We start from the raw sequence: 11,829 nt of genomic DNA, 5'->3' as shown, positions 1-11,829 counted from the left end.
GATGATCTCCCGCAGCACCACGGTAAGGAGCCGAACGTGACCCAGCAGGACGTCGAGCGCGTCGCGCGCCACAACGAGCAGCGGCAACGGGAGTACGCGGCGTCGGACCTGATCCGGCTGCTGACGGACGCGGAAACCCCGGAGGAGACCAAGAAAGCGGTGCTCACGTACCTGCAGCCGTGGTCGAACGCCTTCCAGCGGATGATCAGCGCCCGGGTCACCTACGAGAGCGACCCGGAGCTGCGGGCGCTGGCCCTGGAGCACCAGGAGGAGGAGATCGGGCACGACAGGATCCTGGCCCGCAGCCGCGCGGACGACCGGCAGCTGGTCTGGGACCCGGTGATCGAGGCGGGCGCGTCGTGGTTCGTCGACCAGTTCGCGATCCTGCCCGGGGTGCAGCGCGCGGTGCTCGCGCACCTGGCCCTCGAAGCCGGCAGCCTGGTGTTCAGCCAGGCGGGCACCCGCGCGTTCCCGCAGGACGAGTACTTCGACCTGCACGACGAAGCCGACGTCGAGCACCTCGAGATGGGCTACGAGCTGTTGCGGCGCCGCGACGACTGGACGGTGGAGGACGTCGTCGAGGTGCTCGACCGGGCGTGGCAGGTGATCGGCGTCGTCTCGAACCGGATCGCCGAGTGCGCGCATCGCGCCACGGTGGCCGCGTGACCAGGACCGACCCGGCTTCGGCCGCCCGTGAGATCGCCGCCGAAGCCGCCCGCGCGTACCAGGAAGCCTTGGGAGAGCGCCTGATCGGCGCGTACCTGCTGGGCAGCCTGTCCTACGGCGGCTACGCCCCGGCGGCGAGCGACATCGACCTGGCCCTCGTCCTGACGGACGCCGACGGCTCGTCGATCGCGGACACCACGGCGGCCCTGCAGGAGCGGAGTCCGGTACACCGCAAGCTGTCGGTGTTCTGGGCGTCCCTGCCGGCGCTGCGCGAGGGCCGCGACGACGGCCGTTTCCCGGCACTGGACCGCCTGCAGCTGGCCGACCACGGCCGGGTCCTGCTCGGCTCGGACGTCCTCGCGGAGGTGGCCCGCCCGGCGGCGGCGGAGCTGCTGCTGGAAAGCGCTTCGTTCGCCGTCGCCGTCCTGGCGACACCCGAGGTGACCGCGGAGTTCCGCGAGCCGCGCCGCCTGCTGGTGGACACGGTGTGGTTCACGAAGGCGGTGCTGTTCCCGGTCCGCTTCCGGTACTCGGCAACGCTCCCGTCGGGCCGCGCGGCGAACAACGACGAGGCGATCGAGTGGTACCTGTCCCAGCCGGCCGCCCCGGCGGCGTCGCTGGTGCGGCTGGCCCTGCGGGTTCGCGAGGGCCATCCCCTGGACGCGGCCGAGCTGCGGCCGGAGCTGGCGGCGGGACTGGTTCCGTTGTACCGCCACTACATCGAAGACCAGCTGCGGCGGTTGAAGGAGATCGACGCGCCCAGGGACCTGGTGGCCGCGTTCGCCGAGTGGGCCGATCGGCTCGGCTAGAGCCGCGACACCCGGGCCGCCCACGCGGCGACCTGGCTGCGCGAATCGAAGTCCAGCTTGCGCAGGATCCGGTTCACGTGGCCCTCCGCGGTCCGGCGGGAGATGACCAGCTTGTCCGCGATCTCCTGGTTGGAGCGGCCGTCCGCGATCAGCAGGACGACTTCGCGCTCCCGGTCCGTCAACGGCGTCGACCGCGACGGGCCAGGGGCGGGGGACGGCGTCGTGTCGCCCAGTGCGTACGCGATCGCTTCCTCCAGGCCGAACTCGCATCCCCGGCGGAAGGCCGCCTCGAACGCGCTCTCCCCCAGTCCCCGGCGGGCCGACTTCTCGCACTCTCCGTGCGGGGCGCCGAAGTACCGCGACCCGAACATCGGGAACCCGACCGCGGCCCAGATCGGCTGGGCGGACCCGAGCATCGTCGCCGCCGGCTCCCAGTGGCCGCGGGCCGCTTCGGTCCAGGCCAGGGCCTCGATCGCCAGGACGATGCCCAGCAGGTCGTGGAACTTCCGCTTGACGCGCAGGCAGTGCCGCCCGTGCTCGGCCGCACGGCGGAAGTCGCCGCGGCCCAGGGCGACCAGGGCCTGGACGAAGATCGCGTACGCCCGCGCCCACTGCTCGCCGTGGGCGACGCCCGTCGCGCACGCTTCTTCGCACAGCTCGCCCGCGCGGTCGAGGTCGCCCAGGAAGATCGACGCGATCGCCAGCTCGATGCCGGCCAGCATCACGTTGCTGTTGAGCTCCCCGAGCTCCCGGTAGCGGGCCTGGGCCTCCTCGAACAGCGCCTTCGCGTCGCCGACGTCGTCGCCGACCAGCAGGTTGCAGCCGAGCCGGTGCGTCGCGTACGCCAGCGCCACCTCGTCGCCCGCGCTCACCGCGTACGCGCGGCACTCCTCCAGCATCGCGATCGCGCCGGCGTTGTCGCCCTGCAGCGTCGCGACATAACCGTTGACCCACAACGCTTTCGCCCGCGAAGCACCCGGTTCGGGGAACAGCTCGAGCGCGCGGTCGAGCCAGTGCCGTCCTTCGCCGAACACCCCGCAGCCCGCCCAGTAGAACCAGAGCGTCGACGCGAGCCGGAGGCCGGTCTCGACCTCGCCCGGCGTCGTCAGGCTGTAGTCCAGGGAAGCCCGCAGGTTCGCGTGCTCCAGGCGCGTCCGGTCGAAGGTCTCCGCCTGCTCCGGCCCGAACCACTTCCGTTCACTGCGCACCGCCAGCTCGAGGTAGTGGTCCCGCATGGACCGCAGGACCGCGTCCGCCTCCCCCGACTCGGTCAGCTTGTCCCGGCCGAACTGCCGCAGCGGCTCCAGCAACCGGAACCGCCCGGCCTCGCGGACCAGCACCGACTTCTCCACCAGCCCGGCGAGCCCGGCGCGGACGTCCTCGCCCGCGCAGACGCGCTCGGCCGCGGCCAGGTCGAAGCCGCCGGCGAACACCGACGTCCGGGCCCACAGGAGCCGTTCGGCCGGGCTGCACAGCGCGAAGCTCCAGTCGATCGCGGCCAGCAGCGTCTGGTGCCGGGGCTCGCCGCCGCGCTTCACCGTGCCGGGCAGCCGGAAGCAGTCGCCCAGCCCGGACTCCAGCTCCGCCAGCGTCAGCACCCGCAGCCGCACGGCCGCCAGCTCGATCGCCAGCGGGATGCCCGCCAGCAGCCGGCACACCCGCGCCACGTGCTCCTGGTTCTCGGCGGTGACGGAGAACCCGGGCTGGACGGCGGCCGCGCGCTCGGCGAACAGCGTCAACGCCGGGTAGCGCAGCCAGGCCCCGCCGGGCAGCGTGCGGCCGGCCTCGGGCAGCGGCAGCGGGGAGACCGGCCACAGGTGCTCGGCGGCCAGCGCGAGCCGTTCCCGGCTGGTCGCGAGCAGCCGCAGCCCGGGCGCGGCCCGCAGCAGGTCGTGCGCCAGCGTGGCGCAGGCGTCGAGGACGTGCTCGCAGTTGTCCAGGATCACCAGCAGCCGCCGGTCCCGCAGGTGCTCGGCCAGCACCGCCGCGGCCGTGCGGCCGGTTTCGTCGTGGACGCCCAGTGCCTCGAGCACGGTGTGCGCGACCAGCGCCGGGTCCCGGAGCCCGGCGAGCTCGACCAGCCAGGCGCCGTCGGGGAACGCGCGGGACAGCCCGGCGGCGGTCTGCACGGCCAGCCTCGTCTTGCCGACGCCGCCCACGCCGGTCAGCGTGACCAGCCGCGCGCGGGTCAGCAGGTGCTTGACCTCGGCCACCTCGGACTTGCGTCCCACGAAGCTCGTGGTCTCCGCGGGCAGGTTGCCCCTCCCACCCGTCACGCCGGCCTTGCCCACCCGTGCACCGTAGGGAAGTCCGCGCGGGCCGGTCAATGCGAGCCCCTCGGAGGAAGCAACCCGAACGGGTCAGGCGTCGGGCAGGCCGTACAGCGTGGGCGTGTCGCCGCCGTGCATCGCGGCGAGGCTCGTGCGGCAGGCCTGGCGGACCTCGCGGTTGGCCGCCGAGCCGGCCTGGCCGCAGCGCGGGCAGTACAGGTGCACCGCGCCGGGCGGGGTCTCGTCGACGGCGACGTCGACCGGGCACTCGCAGCGCCGGCACCACCGGTGCCCGGTGACGACGAGGACGTGCAGCGGGTCGCCGACGCACTGGTGGGCCCAGCACCGGTGGACGTAGCAGGTGCTCCGGGTGTGCGGGTTGAGGCCGTGCTCCTCGGCGGTGTCTTCGGCGGCCAGGATGGCGGCCAGCCGCCGGTCGTCGACGTCGGCGTAGCGGTCGCGCGACCCCGAGGGGGCCGGCCGCGGCTCCGGGACGTCCGCGGGGGAAACGACCCGGAGGAGGGGACGCGACCGGCCGTGCACCATGGGTTTTCCGACCTCCTGAGGTCGTCGGGGGGCGGCATCAGCTTGCGCCGGGGCACGCGTCGCCGCACCCGTACAAGTACCTGACTCCATACCTGTCCGCCCGCACGTGCTGCGTCCGCGGCGCTACTGTCCGCCGCGAGCCCGGCCCACGTCCGAACGCGGTCACCGCAGGGTCAGCGCGGTCTCCGCCTCGACGTGGGTGAGCTTCTCCGGGTTGCGCACGTAGTAGAGACCGGTGATCCGGCCGTCCTCGACGCGGACCGCCATCACGCCGTCGAGCTCGCCGTCCAGGTGCAGGACGAGCCCCGGGCTGCCGTTGACGACCGTGGGCGCGCTGGTCAGCTTCGCCGCGGTGCGGCCGATGCCGCCGGTGATGAACCGGACCACCTTGGCCGCGCTCGCGACCGGTCGCAGCGCCGCCTGCTTGACGCCGCCGCCGTCGCTGACCAGGACGACGTCCGGGGCGAGCACGTCGAGCAGGCCCTGCAGGTCCCGGGTTTCCAGCGCGCGCCGGAACGACTCCAGCGCGGCCCGGGTCTCGCGGGCGGAGACCGGCTCGCGCGGGCGGCGGGCGTCGACGTGCTTGCGGGCGCGGTGCGCGATCTGCCGGACGGCCGCGGGGGTCTTGCCGACGGCGGCGGCGATCTCGTCGTAGCCGAAGTCGAAGACCTCCCGCAGCACGAAGACGGCTCGCTCGGTCGGCGACAGCGTCTCGAGGACGAGCATGAGCGCCATCGACACGCTCTCGGCGAGCTCGACGTCCTCGGCGACGTCCGGCGTGGTGAGCAGCGGCTCGGGCAGCCACGGGCCGACGTAGGCCTCCCGGCGGCGCTTCACCGTCCGCAGCCGGTTCAGCGCCAGGCGCGTGGTGATGCGGACCAGATAGGCGCGCCGGTCGCGCACCTGCCCGAGGTCGACGTCGGCCCAGCGCAGCCAGGTCTCCTGCAGGACGTCCTCCGCGTCGGCCGCCGAGCCGAGCATCTCGTAGGCGACGGTGAAGAGCAGGTTGCGGTGGGCGACGAAGGCTTCGGTCGCGCTCATGAACGGCCCCAGGCGACGAAGACCGCGACGGCGAGGTAAGCCGCGTTCAGCGCGGCGAACTTCGCCTCGCCGTGGCGGAGGTGGGTGGCCATGGCGCCGACCATGAGCAGCACCCAGCAGGCGGCGGTCACCGGGACCAGCACCGGGGCGATGCCGAGCGCGGCGGGCAGGATCAGTCCGACGGCGGCCAGCAGTTCCAGGACCCCGAGAGTCTTGACGAAGCCGACGCCGCGTTCGCCGGTCCATTCCCCGCCCGGGGTGGCGGCGAGCTTCGCCTTCGAGACGAACGTCTTGCTGACGCCCCCGGTCAGGGCGACGACGGCGAGCAGCGCGGCGGCGATCCAGAGTGCGGTGTTCATGAGGTCTCCTTCTTCGGTCGGCCTCAAGACACCGCTTGCCCGGACGCTGTGACAGGGCATGACGCGGGTCACACCCGGTGGGGCGCGACCGGCTCCAGCAGGCGGCGTGGCGTGTTGATCGCCGCCGAGACGGGGTCGGGGCCACCCGGCGGCGGCTCGAAGCCCGGCCCCGGCTCGACGCGGATCTCCGGGACCGGGACCAGCGCGCCGCACTCCTCGCAGCGGCCGTCGGGATCGAGGCGGCCGCCGTCCGCGTCGTGGCGGACTGTGCGCTTTTCGCCGGCCGGGGAGTAGAACGCGTCGCCCCAGCCCATCAGCGCCCGCACGACCGGCCAGAGCGCGACGCCCTTCTCCGTCAGGCGGTATTCGACGACCCCGCCGTCTTCCTCGCGGACCAGGACACCCTCCTGCACCAGGGACTTCAGGCGGCTGGTGAGGACCGCGCGCGGGATCCCGAGCTGCGCGGCGAAGTCACCGAAGCGCCGGACGCCGAAGAACGCGTCGCGGACGATCAGGAGCGTCCACCGCTCCCCGACGACCTCGAGCGAGCGCGCGAGCGAGCAGTTGCGGTCCGCGTAGGTGCTGGGAAGAGCCATATCGCCAGCCTACACGGGCAGTTCGTTCATTGAACCAGCTCGTGCTACGGTGCGGTAGTTCACTGAACGAACTGACCTCGGGAGGGTGCGATGTTCCTCGTCACCGGCGCGACCGGCAAGACCGGCGGCGCCACGGTCGACCTGCTGCTGGCCCGCGGCCACCACGTCCGGGCGATGGTGCGCCGCGAGGACGCACGCTCGCGCGCGCTCGCCGCGGCCGGCGCCGAAGTGGTCCAGGCCGATTTCCTGGACCTCGACGGCGTCACCGCCGCGCTGCGTGGCGTCAGCGGCGCCTACTTCTGCTACCCGATCCGCGCGGGCCTGCTCGACGCGACCGTCACCTTCGCCCAGGCCGCAACGGAAAACGGCGTCCGCTCGGTGGTGGACATGTCGCAGATCTCGGCCCGCCGCGAAGCACGCAGCAACGCGGCTCGGCAGCATTGGCTCGCCGAGCGCGTCCTGGAGCGCACCGGCCTGCTCACCACCCACCTGCGGCCGACGTTCTTCGCCGAGTGGCTCACCTCGTGGTGGGAACTGCGCGACGGCGAAGGACTCCTGCGCCTCCCGTTCGGCGACGGCAGGCACGCGCCGATCGCCTCGGCCGACCAGGCGCACGTGATCGCCGCGGTGCTGACCGACCCCGAGCCGCACGCCGGCGCCGCCTACTCCCTGCACGGCCCGGTCGAGCTGGACCACCACGCCATCGCCCGGATCATGGCCGGCACGCTGGGCATCCCGGTGCGCTACGAGCCGATCGGCGTCGAAGAGTTCACCTCGGCGATGACCGCGCGCGGGCTGCCCGCACACCTCGTCCAGCACCTCGGCCACGTCGCGATCGACTACCGCCACGGCGTGTTCGCCGGCACCAACGACGTCGTCGAGCGGATCGGCGGGCTCGTCCCGCGGTCGGTCGAGCAGTTCGTCCTGGCGCACAAGGACACCTTCACCGCCAACGGCCTGTATTTCGTTCCTTGAGGAGAACCGGCGACGATCGAGCAGGTCGCCGGTGGTTCGGACCAGACGTACTTGAACGAGCAACTAGATCCGAGTACTACTGGCTGCAGGATCAACACGATCCGTTCGCTCTCCAGGGGAGAATTCATGCAGTTGGGGTTCAGCCTTCCGGTCTTCGGCAAGGCCGCCACCACGCCGGGCGGGATCGCCCGGTACGCACGTGAAGCCGAACGAGCCGGGGCGGCCGGTCTCTGGGTCGGTGACCGGCTGCTTTCGCCGGTCGCGCCCGTCGTCTCCTACCCGGGTTACGACACCATGCCCGAGGAGTTCCACACCGCGCACGACCCGTTCACCGCGCTGGCCGTCGCCGCCGCCGTGACCGAGACCGCGGTCCTCGGCTCCAGCACCATCAACGCCACGCAGTACCAGCCCGCGAACTTCGCGCGGTTGCTCACCAGCCTCGATGTCGCCGCCAACGGGCGGCTGCTGCCCGGCCTCGGCATCGGCTGGTCGCCCGACGAGTACGCCGCCGTCGGGATCCCGATGAGCGAGCGCGGCAAGCGGCTCGACGACCTGCTCGACCTGCTCGAGACGTGGTGGACGAAGGACACCGTGGCGCACGACGGCGTCGGCTACGCCATCGCCGAGTCCCACGTCGGCCTCAAGCCGGTGCGCAAGCCGCCGGTGCACCTGGCCGGGTTCGGGGAGAAGTCGCTGCGCCGCGTGGCCGAGCGGGCCGACGGCTGGCTGCCCGTCTGGTCGGTCCCCGAGCAGTTCCCCGCCGACGTGCTCACCGCCACCCTGGCCAAGATCCGCGCCGACGCCGAAGCCGCCGGACGGGACCCGAAGGCCATCGGCGTCGCGCTGCGCGTGAACGCCGCCCCGGATGCCACACCCGAGCTCATCGCGGAGTCGGTGAAGAAGATCGTCACGGTCCTCGAACCGGACCACGCCTTCGTCGACATCACCTACCTGACGACGAGCGTCGACGAGCACCTCGACCTCACCGGCACGCTGCTGGACCTGGTCGCCAAGGGCTGATCCACGGCGAAACCCCTCCGGCGCAGGGCGTCCGGAGGGGTTTTGCGCCGTCCAGGCGGCGGTGGCCCGGTCAATGCGATACTGCGGGTGTGCGCACCCAAGGGAAAGACGACCGCGTGATCCGCCTGGTGATCGTCGACGACGAGCCGATGGTGCTCGCGCACCTGCGTACGGTGCTGACCTCCGCCGACGACATCGACATCGTCGGGCAGGCACAGGACGGCGCCGAAGCCGTCGAGGCCGCGGGGCGCTTCCGCCCCGACGTCATGCTGATGGACCTGCGGATGCCCGGCGTGGACGGGCTGACCGCGATCGAGCGGATCGTCAAGCTCCCCGACCCGCCCGCCCTCGTCGCGCTCACGACGTTCGACACGGACAGCTACGTCCTCAAGGCGCTGCGGGCCGGCGCGTCCGGCTTCCTGCTGAAGTCCACGCCCCCGGAGGACCTGATCGGGCTGGTGCGCGTCGCCGCCGACGGGCACACCGTGCTGTCCAAGGAGGCCGCGCGCCGGATGGTCACCGCGTCCGCCGGCGAGCACGAACGCTCGCAGGAGGCCCGGGAGCGCACCGCCGACCTCACCGACCGGGAGCTCGACATGCTCGTCTGCCTCGGCGAGGGCATGTCGAACGCCGCCATCGCGGCCAAGCTGCACCTGTCCGAGGCCACGGTGAAGAGCTACGTCTCGCGGATGCTGACCAAGCTGGGCTGCGCCAACCGCACCCAGGCCGGCCTGCTGGCCCACGAAGCCGGTCTCGCGGGCTGACTCACGCGCTGCTGCGCGCCCCGAAACCCCAGGCGCCGAACACTTCCGCCAGTTCCGCCCGGCCGGAGATGCCCAGTTTCCGGTAGCAGTTCGTCAGGTGCTTCTCGACCGCCCGCCTGCTCACGTTGATCTCGGCCGCGATCTCGCCGTTGGTCAGCCCGTCGAGGGCGAACCCGACCACCCGGCCCTCCGCCTCGCTCAGCGCGGCCGACGGCCCGGCCGCCGTCCCCGGGCCGGTCGTCTCCTCGGCCGTCCTGCCGGTGAGCCACGGCGCGCCGCAGCCCTCGGCGAGCCGGTAGGCCTCGCGGAACCGCTCGTCCGCCCGCGCGTCGCCGCCTTCGCGCAGCAGCGCGCCCTCCGCCAGCAGGGCGCGGACCAGCTCCAGCCGGTCGCCCGACGCCCGCGCGATCCCGATCGACTCCGCCACCAGGCGGTCCGCCTCCGCGCCCGGCGCCAGCGACGCCTTGATCCGCAGCGCGCGGCCGATCGCCACCCGCGCGCCCCACCGCCGGGCCCACCGGACCTCGTCGTCGATCAGCTCGCCCGCCGAGACGCGGTCGCCGAGACGCCGCTGCAGCCACGCGCTCCACGTCCGCCACGGGAACAGCGCCGGGTTCCGCCAGCCCGCGCGGTGCAGGGCCGCGCCGCAGTCCAGGAACCGCGCCAGCGCGCCACGGGGATCCTCGACGGCCGCCGTGGCCCCGCGCAGCATCAGCAGGGCGGCCCGGATGTGCAGGCCGGCCCGTCCCAACGCCTGCTCGTCGTAGTGCTCGAGGAGCGTCGCGGCGAGGCGTTCGTCGCGGGTGATCACCGCGACCGCCACGAGCGCCATCACCAGCGATTCGGGTGCCTCGCCCAGGTTCCCGCCGATCAGCTCGTGCGCCTCCCAGGCCATCGACCGCGCACGGGTGAGCTGCCCGGTCTGGGCCAGCACCGCCGCGCGCGCGGCGATCAGCGACGCCGGCCGCGCGGGCCGGCCGCGGACCGGTTCGCCGGCCGCGCTCTCCAGCCAGGCCGACGTCGGGCCGACGGCGCCCGCGGCGAGAGCGGAGATGATCAGCAGCGGCGCGGTGCCCGCGAACTCCGCCGACGACGCCGGGGCGCAGCGCAGCAGCCGGTCGGTCAGCTCCGCCACCGCCCGCGCGGGCAGCCCGGCGCTCAGCGTGGCCGCGTGGAGCAGGACCGCCAGCAGCTCGCGTTCGGCGAGGGTGCCGATCGGCGGCTCCGGGCCCAGCTCGCGCAGGCGGTCCACGGCCCCGGCGAGCAGCACCGGGTCTTCGCAGCGGGTGAGCCGGATCCGCGCCTCCAGGCGGAGCTTGGCCTGCGCGCCGGCGTCCTCCGGGCGGACGCGGCCGGCGAGGACGGCGGCCTCGGGCCGGAGGAACGCCGAAAGCGGCAGCAGGGTGACCGCCTCGGCCCGTTCGCGCGGGCTGGGCAGCAGCCCGATCGCCTGCGTGAGGTGCCGGATCGCCGCGGAGACGTCGAAAGCGGCTTCGGTGAGCGCCAGGTCGACCAGCCGCCAGCCGCGCTCCGGGCCGTCGGGCGGCAGGTCGAGCAGCGCGCGGCGCAGGTACCGCGCCGCCGTCTCCGGGTCGCCGCGCCGGGTCGCCGCGTCGGCCGCCGTGCGCAGTTCCTCCGGCATCCACGGCGACGGCGACGGCGCGGGCACTTCGAGCAGCTGGGCCGCGACCGTCTCCGCGGCGAACCCGGCCTCGTGGAACACGGTCGCCGCGCGCACCCGCAGCCGCAGGTCCTCCTGCGCGGTCATCGACGCCTCGATCGCGGTGCGCACCACGGGTGCGGCGAACCGCGCCGGGCACCCCGGGCCGAGGATCCCCAGCCGGCTCAAGGCCCGTACGGCTTCCGCGACGGCCACCGAGTCGGCGCCGGTGAGGTGCTCGACCAGCCACGGCCGGACGTCCTCGCCGAGCACCGCGATCGCCCGGGCGCAGTCGCGCACCTGCGGGGCCAGCACGGCGAACTGGGCGGCCAGCCGCTCCTGGAGCACCGACGGCCCGGCCCGGTGCGGGTGACCGCCCCGCACGACTTCGGTGAGGTACAAGGGGTTTCCGGCGCTCGCCGCGTGGCAGGCGGCGACGAACCCCGCGTCGCTCGCCCGGCTGTCGGCCGCGGCGCGCAGCACCGCCCCGACGCCGGCCTCGGACAGGTTCGCGGGCCGGACCCGGGTCTTCGCCAGCTCCCACAGCTCGCGGATCGCGGGCCGGTCGGGCCCCGGGTCGCCTTCGCGGACCGTGACGACGAGCGCGCACGGCAGGTCGTGGATCCGCCGCGCGCACTGCCGCAGCCAGGTCAGCGACTGCCGGTCGGCGACGTGCAGGTCGTCGACCAGCACGGCGAGCGGCCGGTCGGCGCTGATCGCGGCGAGCAGGCCGACCAGTCCGTGCGTGGTCAGGACGTCGTTGTGCTCGCCCGGTTCCCACCCCGGCCAGCCCGGGGCGCCGGGGAACAGCCACCGCGCGGCGGCCGCGGGGCCCGCGAACCAGCGGTCCGCGGCCCGCTCGTCCGCTTCGGCGACCAGCGGCTCGAGGACCTGGCAGGCGATCCCGAAGTCGAAGTCCTGTTCGGTCCGGCTCGCCACCGCCGTGAGCACCCTCGGGCCGTCCCGGTCCGCCTCGGCCGCGCGCAGGACTTCCTTGAGCAGCGCCGTCTTCCCCACGCCGAGCTGCCCGGTGACCACCGTGACCGAGCCCTCCCCCGTCCCGGCCGCGGCGACCGCGCCGAGCAGCAGGCGCAGGTCGGTCTCGCGTTCCGGCAGCGCCACG

At 73.8% G+C, this 11,829-nt stretch carries 11 protein-coding genes; 5 read left to right on the top strand and 6 right to left on the bottom strand.

Annotated elements, in window-relative coordinates:
• The first annotated feature begins 36 nt into the window (after nucleotides 1-36).
• Nucleotides 37-666 carry a hypothetical protein gene (locus OG738_RS25245; protein WP_329044568.1) on the top strand — a complete coding sequence of 210 codons (630 nt, stop codon included), beginning with the start codon at nucleotides 37-39 and terminating at the stop codon, nucleotides 664-666.
• Nucleotides 663-1,475, top strand: coding sequence for a hypothetical protein (locus OG738_RS25240; RefSeq protein ID WP_329044567.1), 813 nt, complete (start codon nucleotides 663-665; stop codon nucleotides 1,473-1,475). Before OG738_RS25245 ends, OG738_RS25240 begins: the two co-directional genes overlap by 4 nt.
• Here OG738_RS25240 and OG738_RS25235 read toward each other — a convergent pair.
• The 5 genes from OG738_RS25235 to OG738_RS25215 form a co-directional block, all read right to left on the bottom strand.
• Entirely contained in the window at nucleotides 1,472-3,766 is a 2,295-nt protein-coding gene (locus OG738_RS25235) for an ATP-binding protein (protein WP_329044566.1), read from the bottom strand. The genes OG738_RS25240 and OG738_RS25235 overlap by 4 nt on opposite strands.
• A gap of 69 nt (nucleotides 3,767-3,835) precedes the next feature.
• Complete coding sequence (locus tag OG738_RS25230; RefSeq protein WP_329044564.1) at nucleotides 3,836-4,291, bottom strand: hypothetical protein; 456 nt, start codon at nucleotides 4,289-4,291, stop codon at nucleotides 3,836-3,838.
• A 162-nt stretch (nucleotides 4,292-4,453) separates the two neighbouring features.
• Nucleotides 4,454-5,332 (bottom strand): RNA polymerase sigma-70 factor, encoded by an 879-nt coding sequence (locus OG738_RS25225; RefSeq protein WP_329044562.1) that lies wholly within the window; start codon nucleotides 5,330-5,332, stop codon nucleotides 4,454-4,456.
• Entirely contained in the window at nucleotides 5,329-5,691 is a 363-nt protein-coding gene (locus OG738_RS25220; protein ID WP_329044561.1) for a DoxX family protein, read from the bottom strand. Before OG738_RS25220 ends, OG738_RS25225 begins: the two co-directional genes overlap by 4 nt.
• A gap of 68 nt (nucleotides 5,692-5,759) precedes the next feature.
• The gene (locus tag OG738_RS25215; RefSeq protein ID WP_329044560.1) at nucleotides 5,760-6,287 is read right to left on the bottom strand and encodes a winged helix-turn-helix transcriptional regulator; all 528 of its coding nucleotides are present in this window, start codon (nucleotides 6,285-6,287) and stop codon (nucleotides 5,760-5,762) included.
• A 90-nt stretch (nucleotides 6,288-6,377) separates the two neighbouring features.
• On the opposite strand from OG738_RS25215, the gene OG738_RS25210 reads away from it, so the two are divergent.
• From OG738_RS25210 to OG738_RS25200, 3 genes are all read left to right on the top strand, one after another.
• On the top strand, nucleotides 6,378-7,262 hold the full coding sequence (locus OG738_RS25210; protein ID WP_329044558.1) for an NmrA family NAD(P)-binding protein: 885 nt from the start codon (nucleotides 6,378-6,380) through the stop codon (nucleotides 7,260-7,262).
• A 126-nt stretch (nucleotides 7,263-7,388) separates the two neighbouring features.
• Nucleotides 7,389-8,282 carry a TIGR03619 family F420-dependent LLM class oxidoreductase gene (locus OG738_RS25205; protein ID WP_329044557.1) on the top strand — a complete coding sequence of 298 codons (894 nt, stop codon included), beginning with the start codon at nucleotides 7,389-7,391 and terminating at the stop codon, nucleotides 8,280-8,282.
• A 116-nt stretch (nucleotides 8,283-8,398) separates the two neighbouring features.
• Nucleotides 8,399-9,046 (top strand): response regulator transcription factor, encoded by a 648-nt coding sequence (locus OG738_RS25200; RefSeq protein ID WP_329056828.1) that lies wholly within the window; start codon nucleotides 8,399-8,401, stop codon nucleotides 9,044-9,046.
• Nucleotide 9,047: 1 nt separating this feature from the next.
• Here OG738_RS25200 and OG738_RS25195 read toward each other — a convergent pair whose 3' ends face one another.
• Complete coding sequence (locus OG738_RS25195) at nucleotides 9,048-11,828, bottom strand: ATP-binding protein (RefSeq protein WP_329044555.1); 2,781 nt, start codon at nucleotides 11,826-11,828, stop codon at nucleotides 9,048-9,050.
• Between the last annotated feature and the right edge of the window lies 1 nt (nucleotide 11,829).

The organism is Amycolatopsis sp. NBC_01488 (assembly GCF_036227105.1).
Classification (GTDB): domain Bacteria; phylum Actinomycetota; class Actinomycetes; order Mycobacteriales; family Pseudonocardiaceae; genus Amycolatopsis.
This window is presented reverse-complemented; position numbering and strand designations above follow the sequence as displayed.

Excerpts from the sequence above, each read along its gene's own strand:
- OG738_RS25210 (WP_329044558.1), top strand. The coding sequence starts at position 6,378 with ATGTTCCTCGTCACCGGCGCGACCGGCAAGACCGGCGGCGCCACGGTC.
- OG738_RS25225 (WP_329044562.1), bottom strand. The coding sequence starts at position 5,332 with ATGAGCGCGACCGAAGCCTTCGTCGCCCACCGCAACCTGCTCTTCACC.
- OG738_RS25215 (WP_329044560.1), bottom strand. The coding sequence starts at position 6,287 with ATGGCTCTTCCCAGCACCTACGCGGACCGCAACTGCTCGCTCGCGCGC.
- OG738_RS25220 (WP_329044561.1), bottom strand. The coding sequence starts at position 5,691 with ATGAACACCGCACTCTGGATCGCCGCCGCGCTGCTCGCCGTCGTCGCC.
- OG738_RS25205 (WP_329044557.1), top strand. The coding sequence starts at position 7,389 with ATGCAGTTGGGGTTCAGCCTTCCGGTCTTCGGCAAGGCCGCCACCACG.
- OG738_RS25230 (WP_329044564.1), bottom strand. The coding sequence starts at position 4,291 with ATGGTGCACGGCCGGTCGCGTCCCCTCCTCCGGGTCGTTTCCCCCGCG.